We start from the raw sequence: 16782 nt of genomic DNA, 5'->3' as shown, positions 1-16782 counted from the left end.
CCGACGCCCCGGGACGGGTCGGTCCTACTGGCGGGCCATCGCTTCGTCGACGAGCGCGGCGAGGTCGTCGAGGGCTGCCTGCGGCTCGGCCTGACCGAGCAGTGCCGACTCGATGGCCGGTGCGAAGTCACCGCGGACCTCGAGCCACGAGGGCGGGCCGCCCTCACGCTTGGCCACGTCGAGGTTCTCCATCGAGAACTGGACGAACCGGTTGGACTGCACGTAGTCGCTGTCGAGCAGCTCGGTCAGCGCGGGGACGTTGCCGCGCTGCTCGTTGGCAGCCAGCGCCGGTCCGGGGCTCGCCAGGAACTCGAGCAGCGCCTGGGCGGCCTCGGGGTGCTGGGACGTGGCCGAACGGGTGGCGAACGTGCCGCCGAAGAACATGCCCTCGCCCTCGCCCTGGATCACGAAGGGCTCGAGCTTCTCGAGCATCTCGGGGTCCGCCTCGAGACCCTGCGTCCACAGGTTGTTGTGGGCGAGGCCCATCGCGGCCCGTCCGTTCAGGAGCGGGTTGACGGCGGCGTCCGGCGAGGAGAAGCCGATGTCCTCGACCTCGTGCTCGTTGATGAGGTCGGTCATGAGCTGCAGCGCCGACACACCCTCCGGCCCGTTGAACGTCGGCTCGGTCACGTCCTCGTTGAAGAGGTCGCCACCGGCGGAGAAGAGGAACGTCTCGAAGACCTGTCGCGGGTCGTTCGAGAGCAGGTCGAACCCGGCGCGCTCCAGCGTGCCGTCGTCGGCGCGGACCGTCAGGGCCTCGGAGATCTCGACGAGCTCGTCCCAGGACGACGGCGGTGCGTCGTAGCCGGCCTCCTCCAGCAGCTCCATGTTGGCGACCCCGTAGCGGGTGTCGAGCATGATCGGCATGCCGTAGACGCCGCCGTCCCACGTCCCGGCGTCGACGATCGCCGGCGTGTAGGTCTCCAGGAGCTTCTCCTCGGTGTTGCCGAGCTCGCTCTGGTCGGCCAGCAGACCCCGGTCGGCGAAGCCCTCGATCCAGCCGACGCCCATCATCATGACGTCGGGCACCGCCCCGGACACCGCGGCGGTGGTGAGCTTCTCGTTGAGGTTGCCGTAGGTCGTGTAGTCCACGGACACGGTGACGTCCGGATAGTCCTCGTAGAACTGCGGGAGCAGCTCGTCCTCGAGGAGCTGCTGGCCGTCGGTGCCCTCGAAGATCGGGGTGAGCAGCGTGATGTCGCCGGAGACGTCACCGCTGCCGCCCTCGGCGTCGGTGCCCGAGCTCGTGCCCGAGCTGCAGGCGGTGATCCCCAGTGCGACGGCGGCCAGGGCGGCGGCGCCCGTGAACCGTCGACGGGACTGACTCTTGATGATCATCGTTGATCCTTCACGTTGTGCGGTCGGCTGGTGCGTGTCGACCTCGCCGGTGGCGACGATGCCGGTGTAACGATGCACTAAACTAGGCACAGGACCGCGGGCACGTCAACTCCCTGCTAGATCAAGAAATGATCACGATGCGACACCCTCGGGATGCCGGTCCATACCCTCAGTCTGGGCTAGGATGGTTGTAACGATGCACATGACGTGCACCACCGATGACGTTGGAGGAAGCGTGACACGCGTGACGATCCAGCAGGTCGCAGCAGCCGCTGGGGTCTCGCCCAGCACCGTCTCCAACCTGCTGAACGGCCGCACCAACCGCATGGTGCCGGCCACCAAGGAGCGCATCGAGCGCGCCATCGCCGAGCTCGGCTACCGACCCAACCGTGCGGCTCGCCAGCTCCGCACGGGACGCACGCAGACGGTGGGGCTCATCGTGCCGTCCGTCGGCAACCCGTTCTGGGGAGCGTTCGCCCGGGAGCTCGAGGTCGCGGCCCTGGCCGTCGGGTGCAACGTGCTGCTGTGCAACAGCGAACGCGACCCCGACCGCGAGCGCCGGTACGTCGAGGAGCTGTGGGAGGACGGGGTGCGCGGCATCGTCCTGTGCTCCTCCCTGCCGACGCTCGACCACCTCGCCGACATCGTCCGGCGGGGGCTGCGGCTCGTGACGTTCGACCGACCGGCGCAGGCCGGTGACCCGGAGGAGGTCGTCAGCGTCAGCATCAACAACCACGTGGGCGGCTTCCTCGCGACCTCCCACCTGACCGAGCTCGGCCACGAACGGTTGACCTTCGTCTCCGGGTCGCTCGCGGCGGTCAACCGCACCGGCCGCTTCCGCGGGTTCTGCACGGCGCTCGAGGGGGCCGACCTGGACCCGGCGGCGATGCCGACGTGGACCGCGGGTGGCGGCGCCCCGTTCGGGGACGTCGAGGCCGCCCAGGTGGGCCGGCAGGCCGCGCACGACCTGTTCTCCGGGACCGTCGAGCCGCCCACGGGCATCGTGGCGATCAACGACATGACCGCGCTCGGCTTCTGCCGCGGCCTGCGTGACCAGGGCCTGCACGTCGGCAAGGACGTGTCCGTGGTCGGCTTCGACGACATCATCCTCGCGGAGCTGTACGACCCGCCGCTGACGTCGGTGCGCCAGCCCATCTCACGGATGGCGTCGTTGAGCCTCGAGGAGGCACTGAAGGAGGACGACCGCGAGCCCGGCCGGTCGGTGCTGCTGCGCCCCGAGCTGGTGGTGCGGGACTCGACCGCGTCGCCGACGGGGGCCACGGCACCGGTCGTGGCCGACGAGGACGGGGTGCTGCAGTGAGGCTCGCACGCCTCGGGCCGGTCGGCGCCGAACGGCCGGCCGTCGTCGTCGGTCCCGACGCCTACGTCGACGTCGGCGACCTGGTGCCCGACATCGACGCCACGACGCTCCCCGACGGGTTCGGATGGCTGGCGGAACGCGTCGAGTCCCGGGTGACGGCAGGGCTCGTCGAGGCGCTCGGCGCACGACGGGTCGGACCGCCCGTGGCGCGTCCGCACCAGATCCTGTGCGCCGGCCTCAACTATCGCGACCATGCCGCCGAGATCGGCGCGGACGTACCAGCCCTTCCGCTCGTGTTCTCGAAGTCCCCGAACACGCTCGTCGGGCCGTACGACGACGTCCGGGCGCCGCGAGGCTTCTCCCGCCTGGACTGGGAGGTGGAGCTGGGCCTCGTCGTCGGCCGCCGGACGAGCTACCTGGACAGCCCCGACCAGGCTCGTGACCACGTCGCGGGGTTCGTCGTCTGCAACGACGTGAGCGAGCGCGCGTTCCAGGACGAGCACGGGGGCCAGATCCTCAAGGGCAAGTCCGCCGAGACGTTCAACCCGTGCGGTCCCTGGCTGGTCACTCCCGACGAGGTCGGCGACGTCTCGGCCCTGGGCATGTGGCTCGACGTCTCCGGTGCGCGCCGCCAGTCGGGCAGCACGGGCACGATGGTGTTCGACCCGTACGAGCTCCTGTGGCACCTGAGCCAGTACATGGTGCTCGAACCGGGCGACCTGGTGAACACGGGCACCCCGCCCGGCGTGGCCAACGGCATGGCCGAACCGGCGTGGCTGCAGCCCGGCGACGTGATGGAGCTCGGCATCGACGGGCTGGGTTCGCAGCGCCAGCGCGTGGTCGCGCCGCGATGACGGCCCCCGGTCCCGTCCTCACCGTCGGTGAGACCATGGTGCTGGTGGGCAGCACCCGTCCGGAGCCGCTGCAGCACAGCACGCTGATGTCGCTCGGGATGGGCGGTGCCGAGAGCAACGTGGCGATCGGGCTGCGCCGCCTCGGTGCGCCGGCGGCCTGGATCGGCCGCGTCGGCGCGGACTCCGCCGGCGACCTGGTCGAACGGCTGCTGCGCGGGGAGGACGTGGCGACGACGTGCCTGCGCGACGACGGGGCACCCACGGGCCTGATGCTCAAGGAGCGGCGCTCCACCATGGAGACGCGCATCTGGTACTACCGCGCCGGGAGCGCCGGTTCGAGGCTCGGGCCCGAGGACGTCCCCGACGACGCGGTGCGGTCGGCGAGCATGCTCCACCTGACCGGGATCACTCCTGCGCTGTCGCCGTCGGCCCGCGCCCTCACCCTGGACCTCGTCGACCGTGCTGTCGCGTTCGGCGTCCCGGTCTCGTTCGACCTCAACTATCGGTCGTCCCTGTGGTCCGCGGACGACGCACGACGCCTCTACGCGCGAGTCGTCCCCCGGTGCGAGATCGTCTTCGCCGGCCTGGACGAGGCTGCGCTGCTCGGGTGCGACGAGCACGACGCCCCGACGGCCGCGCGGCAGCTGCGGGACCTGGGCGCGCGGACCGCCGTCGTCAAGCGGGGGGCGCAGGGGGCTGTCGCGGCGAGCGAGGGCGGCGAGTTCTCCGCACCAGGGGTGCCGGTCGACGTGCGGGACACCGTGGGAGCCGGCGACGCGTTCGTCGCCGGGTTCCTCGCCGACGCGCTGGCGGGTCGGGACGTGTCGACGGCGCTGGCGACCGCGACCGCCGTCGGCGCCTACGCCTGCACCGGTGACGGCGACTGGGAGGTCCTCCCCCGGCGCTCCGAGCTCGCCAGGCTCTCCTCCAGCGAGCCCGTCACCCGCTGATCGGGTGGCGCAGGCGGGTCCCTTCGAGACACGTCTGGTGCATCGATGCAGCAATTGCCGTGCCAGGTCTTGCTTCGGCGGCGGCATGGTGCCACAGTTTGGCCATGATCCAATGGCGAATCGTTGCACCAAAGGTGGCGGCCACGTCCGCCGCCGCCCTCCTCCTCGGTCTCCTCGGCGGTCCGGCCGCCGCGCAGACCCTCCCGTCAGCACCGACGCACCCCGTCCGGGCCGACGTCGTCGACCCGCCCGCGCACTGGACCGTCGACTCGGCACGCGCGCTGAGCAGCGACGGCAACCTGCCCGAGTTCGCGATCGACGACGACCCCACGACCCGCTGGTCGTCCCTCACCTCGTCCCCGGACGAGCCCCAGTGGCTCCAGCTCGACCTCGGTGAGGAGCGTTCCGTCGGATACCTCGGCGTGGCGTGGCACAAGGGCGACGAGCGACAGTCGCTCTTCGGCGTCGAGCTCTCCACCGACGGGACCACCTGGCGCTCCGCCGCGACCGACCAGGCCAGCTCGGGAACGTCGTCGAACCTCGAACCCGTCACGCTCGAGGACGACGCCACCACCGGCTCGCAGGCCCGGTACGTGCGCTACCTCGGCTACGGCAACAGCGTCTCGGGCTGGAACAGCGTCACGGAGGTCCGCGTCTACCCGCCCAACCCGCAGGGGGCCGTGGTCGACGACCTCTCCGACCTCCTGCCCGCACCGGACCCGGACGCGGAGCCCTGGACCGACCCCGGGCTCGTCGAGCCCGACGGTACGCGGTACCGCCCGGCCGAGCCCGGTGCCGTGACCGGCCGCACCGTGGACGTGCGCGACCACGGCGCGGACCCGGCTGCAGGCACCGGCGACGACGCCGCCGCGATCCGCGCCGCCCTGGACGCCGCCCAGCCGGGGGACGAGGTCTACCTCCCGGCCGGTACCTACGACCTGCTCACCACCGAACCGGCCGACCCCACCACCAACGTGGCCCTGCGTTCCGGCATCGACCTGCGCGGGGACGGAGCCGGCTCCGTGCTCGAGTCCGCGCTGACCCCCGAGACGCAGTCCGGCAAGGTGCTGCGCGGCTACGGCGTCCAGGACGTCGCCGTCAGCGACCTCACCGTGAGCTCGACCTACGACGGCCCCCTGTCGACCGACCACCAGGACTCCACCGCCGCCGGCGGCCCGGCGTACGGCGTCGTCGTGGCCAACCTCGGATCCCGCGCGAGCCGACAGGTGCTGGTCGAGGACGTCGTCGTCGAGCGGTTCCAGAAGATGGGCGTGCGGATCGAGAAGAGCCGTGACGTCACGGTGCGCGGCAGCACGTTCCGCGACGCCACCAGCGTGGGGGGCGGCGGCAACGGCTACGGCATCTCCATCCAGGGCACGGCCGGCAAGGACCGCTTTGCGTACACCGACGACTCGCGGCACAACGCGGTGGTCGGCAACGTGTTCGAGGGGACGCACCTGCGCCACGCGATCCTGCTGCAGTACTACACCCACAACAACCTCGTCGCCGGGAACACCATCCGTGGCGGCGTGCTCGACGCCATCGACCTGCACGGCGAGGACGAGTACCTCAACGAGATCCGGCACAACACCGTCAAGGATGTCCGCGCCGCCGCGATCGCGCTGGGCAACACCGGTGGCACGGCCACCCAGCACGACGCGGCCGGTCCGGGGAACTGGATCCACGGCAACGTCCTGAAGAACAACCGAGAGGGCATCCTGCTCATCCTGGGCACCCCCGACACCGTCGTGGAGCGCAACGAGGTGACCGGCGGCCGGGGCGACCACGTGCGGTCGGGCATCGAGGTGCGCAACGCACCGGGGACCGTGGTGCGGCACAACACCGTGCTGGCCAACCGCGCGGAGGACTTCTGGGGCATCCACCTGGCCGAGGACCCCGGCGACGACGGTCACGCGAGCGGCGTGCCGACCGACGTGCTCGTGAAGCGGAACCTGGTGGTCGCCAACGCCGGAGGGGTCCGGGTCGACGCGGGCGAGGACGTCCGGCTGGTCGCCAACACCGTCCGGGGCAACCGGGAGAACACCCGGATCGCCGAGGGAGCCGGGGTCACCGTCGAGTAGCGCCGGTCACCACGTGTCGACGACGTGGTGCATGGCGGCGAGGCAGCGTCCGATCTCCTCGGACGAGGCCCCGGACCGCATGACGACGTGCAGACCGAGCAGGTGGGTCGTCAGCAGGTCGGTGCGGAGCCGCAGCACCACGTCGTCGTCCGGCGCGCCCGGAAGAGTGCGCCGGACGAGAGTGCCCAGCACCTCGTGCATCTGCCGTCGGTAGTCGGCTCCGAAGTCGTAGTCGCCCAGCGTGCCGCGCAGCTCGTTGGACGACATCACCATCAGGCACCCGTCCCGTCCGCGCTCGGAGGCGGCGTCGACGCCGACGAGGTCCAGGAACCGGTGCACGCCGTCGACGCCCGGACCGGCCTCGGCGATCAGCCGCGTGAACATCTCCATGCGTTCCCGCAGGTAGCGGCGCAGCACCGTGGTGAACAGCTCGTCCTTGCCCCCGAAGGCGCGGTACAGGCTCGGCTTGTGGACGCCGCTGGCCGCCACGATGTCGGACATCGAGGTCTGTCCGTAGCCCTGCCGCCAGAAGAGCGCCGTCAGCTCCGCGAGGACCGACTCCTCGTCGAACGACCGCGGGCGCCCGGCGGGAGTCCTCTCCTGCACGCCCATCACCCCATCCTACGAGCGCCGGCCCGCCGACCGTCGGGAGCAGCGCTTGCATCATTTGGTACCGATCGGTACACAATAGAGGGTACGCAGCACACGGCGACGACAAGGAGAAACCCATGGTCGACTTCACGCTGCACGACGAGAGCACGGCCCCGGCCGAGAGCCAGGGCCTGCTGGCCACCTCGAAGCAGAACTTCGGGCGGATCCCCGGGCTGCACGCGGTGATGGCGGAAGCCCCCGGTCTGCTCGAGGGCTACCAGAAGCTCCACGGCCTCTTCCAGAGCTCGACCAGCTTCGACGCCGACGAGATCACGGTCGTCTGGCAGTCGATCAACGTCGAGCACTCCTGCCACTACTGCGTGCCCGCGCACACGGCGATCGCCAAGGGCATGGGGGTCGACGACGAGGTCATCGACGCGCTGCGCGACGGCACCCCGCTGCACGACCCGCACCTCGAGGCGTTGCGGACGTTCACGCTGGCCATGGTCCGTCAGCGCGGCGAGGTCGACGACGCGACCGTGCAGACGTTCCTGGACGCCGGCTTCACCCAGCGTCAGGTGCTGGAGATCGTCCTGGGCATCGCCCAGAAGGTGATGTCCAACTACACGAACCACCTGGCCCAGACCCCGGTCGACGAGCCCAACCGCAAGTACGAGTGGAAGGGCACCGTCGTCCCGAGCTGACGCCGCACCTCTGTCCCGGGAGCCCGGGCCACCGTCGTCGACGGCGGAGGCCCGGGCTCCTTGTCGCGGATGCGATGCATCGGTTTACCGTTCAGCCGTCCGCCTGACGGGACGCAAGATGCGCCCCGAACGCTCCGATATCTGGCTCCTGACCTGCAGATTAGCGGCCTCTCGACTCTTGTTCTGTTTCTCCTGTTGACAGTCGACCAGGGCACGATTAGGTTCTCGAACGAGATCTACGGTGCAGCGATGCACCAAATGTGGCCACGACAACGGAGCCGCCCCCTCGACGACGAAGGGAGCACCCAGCTCGCCGGCTCCGGCAGTGCAGAGGTCGTCATCGGTGGGACAGCCCTCCCACCACGTCAACGGCGACGCAGCGGGAGAGCGCCGACGGGCCCACCCCGCGACCGCCGCCGGCGGACGACCTCGAACCAGGGCGAACATCCGAGAGGAAACGCACCACCATGAGACTCCACCGCAAGCACGGCATCGCCGCCGCCATGCTGGCCACGACCCTCGTCATGGCCGGCCAGCTCGCCGGTGTCGGCAGCGCAACCGCCGCCGCACCCTGCGACTACCCGGCCCAGCAGCTCGACCTGACCGACTGGAAGGTCACCCTGCCCACGGGCTCGGGCAACTCGCCCACCGAGATCCTGCAGCCCGACCTCGCCGACTTCTCGGTCGCGCCGTGGTTCCAGGTGAACAGCAAGTGCACCGGCATCCAGTTCCGTGCCGCCGTCAACGGCGTCACCACCTCCGGATCCGGCTACCCCCGCTCCGAGCTGCGCGAGATGACCGACGACGGTCAGGAGCGTGCTTCGTGGTCCTCCACCTCGGGGACCCACACCATGACGTTCCGCACCGCCGTCAACCACCTGCCCGAGGACAAGCCGCACGTGGTCGTCGGTCAGATCCACGACGGGGACGACGACGTCACCGTCTTCCGCGTCGAAGGGAACAACCTCTACATCACGAAGGGCAACGACACGCACCACAAGCTGGTGACCAGCAACTACCGGCTGCACCAGGTGTTCGAGGGCAAGTTCGTGGTCAGCGGCGGCAAGATCAAGGTCTACTACAACGGCACGCTCCAGACCACGATCGACCACGCGAAGTCCGGCAACTACTTCAAGGCCGGCGCCTACACCCAGGCCAACTGCGGCAACTCCTCGCCGTGCAGCACCTCGAACTACGGTCAGGCCACGCTCTACAAGCTCGACGTCACACACTCCTGACGTAAGCAGGGCATGAAGGGCTCGGAGTCCGCAGGGGACTCCGAGCCCTTCATGCGTCTCGATCCATCAGTGCATCGATGCCTCGAGGTCGTCCCCGCTTCGTGAAGCACCGCGCACCAAATCCGACAGAGCGGACATCGATTTCTACGCTCCTCCGAGACAAAAACGCAGGTCAGCACACTATTTTTACTCCTTGACAGTTCGTCGGGGCACGGATACTTTTCCGGCGAGATCTGGTGCAACCATGCACCGGATCTCGACACCACGGAGCCTTCTTCACCTCGTCAGGCAGCACCACCGCATCACCGGCTCCGGAAGTGCAGTGATCGTCCCTGCTGCAGACAGGCCCTCGCCCTGCGCGGCAGACGGTGCTCGCCCCCGGCGGACGCCGTGCTGACACCGAGCTCGGCGGACGGGCAGCAGCGGACGATCACGAGGCCCGCGTGACCACCGAAAGGATCCGCACGACGATGAGACTTCACCGCAAGCACGGCCTCGTGGCCGCCCTGGTAGCCGGGACGGTGTTCGCCGCGAGCTCCGCCGTGGCGATCGCCGCCACCGCGGACGGCGAGCAGTGCGAGTACCCGGCCCAGCAGATCGACCTGACCGACTGGAAGGTCACCCTGCCCACCGGCTCGGACAACTCCCCCACCGAGATCCTGCAGCCCGACCTCGCCGACTTCTCCGCAGCACCCTGGTTCCAGGTCAACGACAAGTGCACCGGCATCCAGTTCCGCGCACCCGTCGACGGCGTCACCACCTCCGGATCCGGCTACCCCCGCTCCGAGCTGCGCGAGATGACCGACGACGGCACCGAGAAGGCCTCCTGGTCCACCACCTCCGGCACCCACACCATGACCTTCCGCACAGACTTCAACCACCTGCCCGAGGACAAGCCCCACCTCGTCGGCGCCCAGATCCACGGCGGCGGCGACGACGTCACCGTCTTCCGCCTCGAAGGCACCGAGCTCTACATCACCGACGGCGACGACTCCCACCACCACCTCGTCACCGACGACTACCAGCTCAACACCGTCTTCGAAGGAAAGTTCGTCGCGGCCAACGGCCAGATCGACGTCTACTACAACGACGAGCTCCAGACCACCATCGACAGCGACGAGGACGAGAACTACTTCAAGGCCGGCGCCTACACCCAGGCCAACTGCAGCAACTCCTCACCCTGCAACGACACCAACTACGGCCAAGCCACCCTCTACAAGCTCGACATCACCCACTCGTGAGCTGAGCCGAGCAGCCACCGGGGCGCATCGCGGAGAGATCCGGGTGCGCCCCGGTGGTTTTCCCGGGGATCTCAGAGCGCCTCGACCGGCCAGTGCCGCCCGCCCCAGGCACCACCGGGGCGGCAGAGCCGGCCGACGGCGGTGCGCAGCGCCTCGGCCTGCTGCGGCGTCGCCCGCCGGGCGACCTCCTCGAGGAAGTCGTCGCCAAAGGTCGGCCAGTCGCCGTACTGCCCGACGACGGCGCCGACGGTGCGCAGCAGATCCTCGCGGGCGTGGTAGGTCCGCAGGTGACCGGCCGCGACGCCGAGGCGCAGCACCCAGGCCGCCCAGGCGACCGCGTAGGCGCGCTGCGCCGCCGTCGTCGCTGCGGTCACCTGCTGCTGCGCGGCCTCCCGACGGGCACGCCAGGCGTCGCGCTCGCGCAGTCCGGCGCCCACCACGGCGGCCTCGACGCGCCGCCGGGAGGCGTGGTCGGCGGCGGCCGGGGCCAGCGACCAGGCGCTGTGGTCGAGGTCCGCCTGCTCCACGAACGGGGCGGGCAGCGCGAGCAACCAGTGCTCCACCGGGCTCGCGGGTCGTTCCGGTGGCGGGTCCGCGTCGAGGGCGCGGGGCGGCAGGAGCCCGTCGACACCGCGCGGGACCCAGCCCCGGCCGCCCCGGTCGGGGTGGGGTCGCCGCCCCGTGCGCCGCAGCACGAGCCAGGCGGCGCCGACGAGGGCGCCGAGTGCGAGCCCGGCCGCGACGGTCGTTGGGACGGGGTCCGCGCCGCCGCCGACAGCACCGCTGGTACCAGCAACTATCGCTTCGAGCAACTGGTACATCCTGCTCCTGCCCCGTCGTACGAAGGTGTTGCCGCGACCCTAGCTGCACCGGCCGGCCGGTGCAGCGTGAACGGCGTCAGGCCGACGGAGCCATCGCCGACTCGCGGACCACCAGGCTCGTGGCGAGCTCCGTGCGCAGCGTGTGGCCGGTACCGCTGCGCGCCCGGTGCACCAGGTCGACGGCGGTGGCCCCCATCTCGGCCAGCGGCTGTCGCACGGTGGTCAGCGGCGGGTCGATCCAGGGCGCCACCGGCAGGTCGTCGAACCCGACGAGCGACACGTCGTGGGGTACCGACAGGCCCCGCTCCCGCAGCGCGTGCAGGGCCCCGAGCGCGGTGTCGTCGCTGCTGGCGAAGATCGCCGTGGGCGGGTCGGCGAGCTCGAGGAGCCGCTGCACGCCGTCGTACCCGGCGGTCACGCCGTACGGGCCGTCGACGACGAGGTCGTCGTCCACCTCGACGCGAGCCTGGAGCAGCGCGGCCCGGTAGCCGGCCAGGCGGGCGATGGCGTTGTCCTGCTCCAGGGCGCCGGTGATGGTGGCGATCCGGCAGTGCCCGAGCGCGAGCAGGTGCGCGGTCGCCTCGAGGCCGCCCTGGAAGTTGGTGGCGCTGACCGACAGCATGCCCTCGGGCGGCCGCTGCCGGGGGTCGACGACGACGAGCGGCGTCTCGGAGTCGGCGAGCGCCCGCCGCGCCTCGGCGTCGGGCACCGCCACGACGCTGACCAGGCCGTCGGTGCCGCGTTCGAGGGCGTGGCGCACCCAGGCGCTGCAGTCGTCGGGGTCGGGCTCGACGGCGAGGACGACGTCGAGCCCGAGGCGCCGGGCGCCGGTGACCGCACCGCGCACCACCGCCTCGGACCAGGTGCCCTCGAGGTCGACGATGCGCACGTCGATCATCCCGGTGGCACGCCGTCGGCGCGGCCGCAGCGTGAAGCCGTGCCGGTGCAGCACGGCGGCGACCCGTTCGCGCGTCGCCCCGGCGACGTCGGTGCGGGAGTTGAGCACCTTCGACACGGTCGGCACCGAGACACCCGCCTCGGCGGCCACGACCGCGAGCGGCACGTCTGGTTTCTCGGCCGCCACGACCCCTCCTTTGCTGATCGTTTCCGAAACACGGATGCTACCCCATCGCCTATACCCGTTGACATGGCTCACGGAGCGCTCTATCGTCTCGGGGCGATTTCGAGCGCTGCTTTCGAAATTTCGACGGATCTACAAGGGAGTGACCGTGATCATCACCTCGCGCCGCGCCGCCGCGGCGACAGCATCGACGCTCGTCCTGACCGTGGCCCTGACGGCCTGCGGGCGCGACGACGGCGACGCCGGCTCGGGCGGCACCGACGACGCCGGGACCCAGGTGTCCGAGGGCCCCGCCACCGGCACCGTCGAGGTCTGGGCCATGGGGACCGAGGGCGAGCTGCTGCCCGAGCTGGCCGAGCAGTTCGAGGCCGACAACCCCGACGTGACCGTCGAGGTGACGCCCGTGCCCTGGGAGTCCGCCGTCCAGAAGATCAACACCGCGATGGCCACGGGCGAGGTCCCGGACGTCCTGCAGGCCGGCACCACCCTCATGAGCGGGTTCGTCGAGCTCGGCGGGCTGGCCGAGACGCCCGACAGCATCGACTCCGAGGCCTTCTTCCCCGGCGCCTGGGACACCACCGTCGTCGACGGCACGTCCTACGGCGTCCCCTGGTACGTCGAGACGCGGGTGCTGTACTACCGGACCGACCTCGCCGAGCAGGCCGGCGTCGACGAGCCGCAGACCTGGGACGAGCTCAAGGAGTTCGCCGCCGGCATGCAGGACGCCGGCGCCGAGCACGGCATCGCCCTGCAGACCAACGGCGACGGCACCGCGCTGATGTACTTCCCGTTCTACTGGCAGGCCGGCGGCGAGATCGTCGACGACGCCGGCGAGTTCACGCTCGCCGACGACGCCCAGGTCGAGGCGCTCGACTTCTACTCCTCCTTCATGGCCGACGGACTGGCCCCGCAGACCCTCGTCGAGGACGAGAAGGTCCAGGACTTCATCGACGGGGAGCTCGGTGCGTTCGTCTCCGGTCCGTGGGAGCGGTCGAACCTGCTCACGACCGCCGGCGACGACTTCGCCGACAAGTTCGCCGTCACCGCGCTGCCCCCGGACGAGCAGGCTGCCTCGTTCATCGGTGGCTCCAACCTCGCCGTGACCGCCGAGGCCGCCAACCCCGACGCCGCGTGGAAGTTCGTCGAGTTCGCCACCGACCCCGAGGTCCAGGTGGACTGGTTCGAGATCTCGAACGACCTGCCCGCCGTCCAGGCCTCCTGGGACGACGAGGCCCTGGCCGGGGACGAGTCGCTCGCGGTCTACGGCGAGGCGCTCGAGACCGCCCGTTCCACGCCCGCGCTGCCCACCTGGTCCGAGATCGAGCACGAGCTGAACCTCGTGATCGAGCAGGTGGTCAACGGCCAGCTCGAGCCCGAGGAGGCCGCCCAGCAGATGCAGGACGCCGCCACCTCCATCGGCGACGGGCTGGGCTGAGCCGTGGCCCTGCGCACCGACGCGCCGCCGGCCCCCGGCGGCCCCGCGACGCGGGGCTGCCGCCCGGAGAGCGCCCGACGACGCCGCCGCGGGTACGCGGCCTGGGGCTTCGCCCTGCCGTTCACCGTCCTGTTCGCCGTGTTCATGATCCTCCCGGTGGGCGCCTCGCTGTACATGGCGTTCACCGACATGCGCGGCGCCGACCTGCGGTCCCCGCTGGCGGTGAACTTCATCGGACTCGACAACTTCGTCGCGGCCGTCACCGACCCGCAGTTCCAGCAGGCCGCCGGCAACACCGTGTACTTCGTCGGCGTGGCGATGCCCCTCACCCTCGGCATCGCGCTGCTGCTCGCCGCACTGCTGAACTCCGGGCTCACCTGGTTCCGCTCGGTGTTCCGCGTCGGGTTCTACGCCCCGGTGGTGACCTCGATCGTCGCGGTCGCCGTCGTCTGGCGCTTCCTGCTGCAGCCCGACTTCGGGCTCATCAACTCCGCGCTCGGGCTGGTCGGCATCGACGGCCCGGACTGGCTCACCGACCCGACCTGGGCGATGCCGTCGCTGATCATGCTCGCCGTCTGGCGCAACGTCGGCTTCTCGATGGTCATCCTGCTCGCCGGCCTGCAGGGCATCCCCAAGGACCTGTACGAGGCGGCGTCGCTCGACGGCGCCGGTGCGGTGCGCACCTTCCGCTCCGTGACCGTGCCGCTGCTGCGCCCCACGCTGCTGTTCTGCGCCGTCATGACCGGCATCGCCTACCTGCAGTTCTTCGAGGAGCCGTTCGTCATGACCCAGGGCGGCCCGCTCGGCGCCACGAACTCGGTGGCCTACGAGATCTACAACCAGTTCGGGTTCGGCGACTACGGCCTGTCCGCAGCGATGAGCTACCTGCTGTTCGTGGCCATCGCGATCCTGTCCTTCCTCCAGTTCCGCCTGCTGCGGCCCAAGAACTGACCGGGCAGCGAGAGGAGCACCCGTGACCACCACACCCCTGCCCCCGGCGACGACCAGCGCCGCACCGGGCACCGACACCGCGACCGAGTCCGGGCAGCGCACCCGCGGCGACCGCCGTCGTCTGTTCACCCCCCGCGCGCTCCTGCTCAACGGCGCCCTGCTCGTCGGGCTCGTCGCCTCGCTCGGCCCGCTCGTCTGGATGGTCCTGTCCTCGGTGAAACCCGAGAGCGAGATCCGCCAGTTCCCGCCCACCCTGATCCCCCAGGACGTCACGCTGGAGAACTACACCCAGCTGTTCGACCGCCTGAACTTCCCGCAGTTCTTCTTCAACTCCGTGGTCGTGGCGCTGGCCGTCACCGTCGGGGCGGTGCTGTTCAGCGCGATGGTCGGCTACGCCCTGGCCAAGATCGACTTCCCCGGCCGCAGGGCGCTGTTCCTGCTGATCATGGCCACGCTGATGGTGCCCGGCACCATCACGTTCGTGCCGCTGTTCGTGCTGGTCGCGAACCTCGACCTGGTCAACACCTACGCCGCACTCATCCTGCCGTTCCTCGCCGCACCGTTCGGCGTGTTCCTCATGCGGCAGTTCATGCTCGACATCCCCGACGAGCTGCTGGACGCCGCGCGGGTCGACGGCGCCGGGGAGTTCCGCACGTTCTTCCGCATCGTGCTGCCCCAGACCGGCCCCGCGCTGGCCACGCTCGGGATCCTGACCTTCCTCGGCTCCTGGAACAACTTCCTGTGGCCGCTCGTGGCCGTGCAGTCGGCCGACATGTACACCCTGCCCGTCGCCCTCGCCCTGTACTCCACCGGCCAGAACACCGTGCAGTACGGCCTGCTGCTCGCCGGCGCGACCGTCATCGTAACGCCGATCCTCGTCGTCTTCCTCGTGCTGCAGCGCCGCATCATCCAGGGCATCGCCACCACCGGCATCAAGTAAGGAGCACCCCGTGACCGACACGATCACGCTGCCCGCCGCACCCGACTTCCTGTGGGGCGCCTCGACGGCGGCGCACCAGATCGAGGGCGGCAACGTCAACAGCGACTGGTGGGCCAAGGAGCACCAGCCCGGCACCCTGTGCGCCGAAAGCTCCGGCGACGCCGTCGACAGCTACCACCGCTACGGCGAGGACGTCCGCCTGCTGGCCGACGCCGGGCTCAACGCCTACCGCTTCTCCGTGGAGTGGGCGCGCATCGAGCCCGCCGAGGGCGAGTTCTCCCGCGCCCAGCTCGACCACTACCGCCGCATGATCGACACCTGCCTCGCCGCCGGCGTCACCCCGATCGTCACGCTGCTGCACTTCACGCTGCCGCGCTGGTTCGCCGAGCGGGGCGGTTGGCTCGCCCCCGACGCCGTCGACACCTACACCCGCTACGTCGAGACCGTCGCGACGATCCTCGACGACGTCCACCAGGTCGTCACCATCAACGAACCCAACATCACCTCGATGATGCTGGGCGCGAGCCGCCGCACCAACCTCGACGCCGCCGGCCTGGCCGCACCCGACCAGGAGGCCTCCGAGGTGCAGGCCAAGGCGCACCGCCGCGCCGTGGAGATCATGCGGTCGCTCGGGCACGTGCGCGCCGGCTGGTCGATCGCCAACCAGGTCTTCCAGGCCGCGCCCGGCGCCGACGAGGCCCGCGACGCCTACGCCTGGCCCCGCGAGGACTTCTTCCTCGAGGTGGCGCGCGACGACGACTTCGTCGGCGTGCAGAGCTACCTGCGCACCATCATCGGGACCGACGGCGAACCCGTCCCCTTCGGCGACGACGTCGAGAAGACCCTGACCGGCTGGGAGTACTACCCCCAGGCGCTCGGCGAGGCCCTCGAGTACTCCCACCGCATCACCGGCGGCGTGCCCATGCTCGTCACCGAGAACGGCATGGCCACCGCCGACGACGCGCGCCGCATCGACTACACCCGCGACGCCCTGGCCGGGATGGCCCGCGCCATGGACGCCGGCTGCCGTGTCGAGGGATACCTGCACTGGTCGCTGCTCGACAACTACGAGTGGATGTCCGGCTTCCGCCCGACCTTCGGGCTGATCGCCGTCGACCGGAGCACGTTCGTGCGCACCCCCAAGCCGAGCCTCGCCTGGCTCGGACGGGTAGCACGGACCGGAAGCCTCCCGGCCTCCTGACCGGAGACCGGGAGAGGGTGCCGCCACCGACCGTG

At 70.6% G+C, this 16782-nt stretch carries 15 protein-coding genes; 11 read left to right on the top strand and 4 right to left on the bottom strand.

The annotated features are described in order from the left end of the window. Window positions 1–24: 24 nt before the first annotated feature. Window positions 25–1338: an ABC transporter substrate-binding protein gene (locus tag HDG68_RS07445; protein ID WP_172150738.1), complete on the bottom strand. Its 1314-nt coding sequence runs from the start codon at window positions 1336–1338 to the stop codon at window positions 25–27. Between the two features lie 244 nt (window positions 1339–1582). Between HDG68_RS07445 and HDG68_RS07440 the strand changes: the two genes are divergently transcribed. From HDG68_RS07440 to HDG68_RS07425, 4 genes are all read left to right on the top strand, one after another. Continuing rightward, on the top strand, window positions 1583–2659 hold the full coding sequence (locus HDG68_RS07440) for a LacI family DNA-binding transcriptional regulator (protein ID WP_343037477.1): 1077 nt from the start codon (window positions 1583–1585) through the stop codon (window positions 2657–2659). Next, window positions 2656–3513, top strand: coding sequence for a fumarylacetoacetate hydrolase family protein (locus tag HDG68_RS07435; protein WP_172150734.1), 858 nt, complete (start codon window positions 2656–2658; stop codon window positions 3511–3513). Before HDG68_RS07440 ends, HDG68_RS07435 begins: the two co-directional genes overlap by 4 nt. Next, a complete protein-coding gene (locus HDG68_RS07430; RefSeq protein ID WP_172150732.1) occupies window positions 3510–4463 on the top strand; it encodes a sugar kinase in 954 nt (317 codons plus the stop codon). Before HDG68_RS07435 ends, HDG68_RS07430 begins: the two co-directional genes overlap by 4 nt. Window positions 4464–4567: 104 nt before the next feature. Further along, window positions 4568–6544 carry a NosD domain-containing protein gene (locus tag HDG68_RS07425; protein WP_172150730.1) on the top strand — a complete coding sequence of 659 codons (1977 nt, stop codon included), beginning with the start codon at window positions 4568–4570 and terminating at the stop codon, window positions 6542–6544. A gap of 6 nt (window positions 6545–6550) precedes the next feature. On the opposite strand, the gene HDG68_RS07420 is transcribed toward HDG68_RS07425, so the two are convergent. Beyond that, window positions 6551–7156 carry a TetR/AcrR family transcriptional regulator gene (locus tag HDG68_RS07420; RefSeq protein ID WP_172150728.1) on the bottom strand — a complete coding sequence of 202 codons (606 nt, stop codon included), beginning with the start codon at window positions 7154–7156 and terminating at the stop codon, window positions 6551–6553. Between the two features lie 116 nt (window positions 7157–7272). Here HDG68_RS07420 and HDG68_RS07415 point away from each other — a divergent pair, with 116 nt between their 5' ends. From HDG68_RS07415 to HDG68_RS07405, 3 genes are all read left to right on the top strand, one after another. Further along, the gene (locus HDG68_RS07415; RefSeq protein ID WP_172150726.1) at window positions 7273–7839 is read left to right on the top strand and encodes a carboxymuconolactone decarboxylase family protein; all 567 of its coding nucleotides are present in this window, start codon (window positions 7273–7275) and stop codon (window positions 7837–7839) included. Window positions 7840–8306: 467 nt separating this feature from the next. Continuing rightward, a complete protein-coding gene (locus HDG68_RS07410) occupies window positions 8307–9077 on the top strand; it encodes a polysaccharide lyase family 7 protein (RefSeq protein WP_172150724.1) in 771 nt (256 codons plus the stop codon). 443 nt (window positions 9078–9520) lie between these two features. Beyond that, window positions 9521–10318 carry a polysaccharide lyase family 7 protein gene (locus HDG68_RS07405; RefSeq protein ID WP_216648145.1) on the top strand — a complete coding sequence of 266 codons (798 nt, stop codon included), beginning with the start codon at window positions 9521–9523 and terminating at the stop codon, window positions 10316–10318. 71 nt (window positions 10319–10389) lie between these two features. Here the strand turns inward: HDG68_RS07405 and HDG68_RS07400 are convergent, their stop codons facing one another. Both HDG68_RS07400 and HDG68_RS07395 read right to left on the bottom strand, forming a co-directional pair. Continuing rightward, on the bottom strand, window positions 10390–11139 hold the full coding sequence (locus tag HDG68_RS07400) for a hypothetical protein (RefSeq protein WP_172150722.1): 750 nt from the start codon (window positions 11137–11139) through the stop codon (window positions 10390–10392). 76 nt (window positions 11140–11215) lie between these two features. Further along, on the bottom strand, window positions 11216–12223 hold the full coding sequence (locus tag HDG68_RS07395) for a substrate-binding domain-containing protein (RefSeq protein ID WP_172150720.1): 1008 nt from the start codon (window positions 12221–12223) through the stop codon (window positions 11216–11218). A 145-nt stretch (window positions 12224–12368) separates the two neighbouring features. Here HDG68_RS07395 and HDG68_RS07390 point away from each other — a divergent pair, with 145 nt between their 5' ends. The 4 genes from HDG68_RS07390 to HDG68_RS07375 are packed head-to-tail and all read left to right on the top strand — an operon-like array spanning window position 12369 to window position 16747. Next, window positions 12369–13655 carry a sugar ABC transporter substrate-binding protein gene (locus HDG68_RS07390; protein ID WP_343037476.1) on the top strand — a complete coding sequence of 429 codons (1287 nt, stop codon included), beginning with the start codon at window positions 12369–12371 and terminating at the stop codon, window positions 13653–13655. Between the two features lie 9 nt (window positions 13656–13664). Then, entirely contained in the window at window positions 13665–14606 is a 942-nt protein-coding gene (locus tag HDG68_RS07385) for a carbohydrate ABC transporter permease (protein WP_216648194.1), read from the top strand. A gap of 22 nt (window positions 14607–14628) precedes the next feature. Then, complete coding sequence (locus HDG68_RS07380) at window positions 14629–15546, top strand: carbohydrate ABC transporter permease (protein ID WP_425483753.1); 918 nt, start codon at window positions 14629–14631, stop codon at window positions 15544–15546. A 10-nt stretch (window positions 15547–15556) separates the two neighbouring features. Further along, a complete protein-coding gene (locus tag HDG68_RS07375; RefSeq protein WP_172150716.1) occupies window positions 15557–16747 on the top strand; it encodes a family 1 glycosylhydrolase in 1191 nt (396 codons plus the stop codon). The last annotated feature ends 35 nt before the right edge of the window (window positions 16748–16782 follow it).

The organism is Isoptericola chiayiensis (assembly GCF_013149805.1).
In the GTDB taxonomy this organism is placed as follows: domain Bacteria; phylum Actinomycetota; class Actinomycetes; order Actinomycetales; family Cellulomonadaceae; genus Isoptericola; species Isoptericola chiayiensis.
The sequence above is the reverse complement of the archived record's forward strand: the minus strand, read 5'-3'. Positions and strand labels throughout refer to the sequence as shown.

What these genes read in the sequence shown, in the direction of transcription:
- HDG68_RS07445 (WP_172150738.1), bottom strand. Translation starts at nt 1,338, where the DNA reads ATGATCATCAAGAGTCAGTCCCGTCGACGGTTCACGGGCGCCGCCGCC.
- HDG68_RS07430 (WP_172150732.1), top strand. Translation starts at nt 3,510, where the DNA reads ATGACGGCCCCCGGTCCCGTCCTCACCGTCGGTGAGACCATGGTGCTG.
- HDG68_RS07425 (WP_172150730.1), top strand. Translation starts at nt 4,568, where the DNA reads ATGATCCAATGGCGAATCGTTGCACCAAAGGTGGCGGCCACGTCCGCC.
- HDG68_RS07420 (WP_172150728.1), bottom strand. Translation starts at nt 7,156, where the DNA reads ATGGGCGTGCAGGAGAGGACTCCCGCCGGGCGCCCGCGGTCGTTCGAC.
- HDG68_RS07415 (WP_172150726.1), top strand. Translation starts at nt 7,273, where the DNA reads ATGGTCGACTTCACGCTGCACGACGAGAGCACGGCCCCGGCCGAGAGC.
- HDG68_RS07410 (WP_172150724.1), top strand. Translation starts at nt 8,307, where the DNA reads ATGAGACTCCACCGCAAGCACGGCATCGCCGCCGCCATGCTGGCCACG.
- HDG68_RS07400 (WP_172150722.1), bottom strand. Translation starts at nt 11,139, where the DNA reads ATGTACCAGTTGCTCGAAGCGATAGTTGCTGGTACCAGCGGTGCTGTC.